Source organism: Pseudomonas sp. SIMBA_041, from assembly GCF_046535095.1.
In the GTDB taxonomy this organism is placed as follows: Bacteria; Pseudomonadota; Gammaproteobacteria; order Pseudomonadales; family Pseudomonadaceae; genus Aquipseudomonas; species Aquipseudomonas mucoides.
This window is the reverse complement of the sequence record NZ_JAWRXJ010000049.1, coordinates 1-460: the sequence shown is the minus strand read 5'-3', so window position 1 is coordinate 460 and position 460 is coordinate 1. Positions and strand designations below refer to the sequence as shown.

Here is a 460-nt window from a genome sequence, read left to right as displayed (position 1 = left end):
ATGGCGGATGCGGCCGCGCGCGCTCGCGCAGCGTGTCGCCGTGCTGCAGCAGGAGACGCCCGACGACTTCGGGCTGACGGTCGACGAACTGGTCGGTATGGGACGCACGCCGCACCAGCGCGCGTTCGAGGGGGAGAGTGCCGACGATCGCCGGATCGTCGACGCCGCGTTGCGAGACGTCGACCTCATCGAGCGCCGCGCGCAACGTTTCGCGTCGCTGTCGGGCGGAGAAAAGCAGCGCGCATTGCTGGCGCGCGCACTTGCTCAGCAGCCCGAACTGCTGCTGCTCGACGAGCCGACCAACCACCTCGACGCCGAGTCGGTCGACTGGCTCGAGCAGTTCCGGGTGAGCTTCCCCGGCACCGTCGTCGCCGTCACGCACGATCGCTACTTCCTCGACAACGCGGCCGAGTGGATTCTCGAACTCGACCGCGGCCACGGCATTCCGTGGAAGGGCAAC

At 68.9% G+C, this 460-nt stretch carries 1 protein-coding gene; it reads left to right on the top strand.

The window, feature by feature from the left end; all coding sequences use genetic code 11:
* A partial coding sequence (locus SB725_RS30170; protein ID WP_410923020.1) for an ATP-binding cassette domain-containing protein occupies positions 1-460 on the top strand: 460 nt, incomplete at both ends.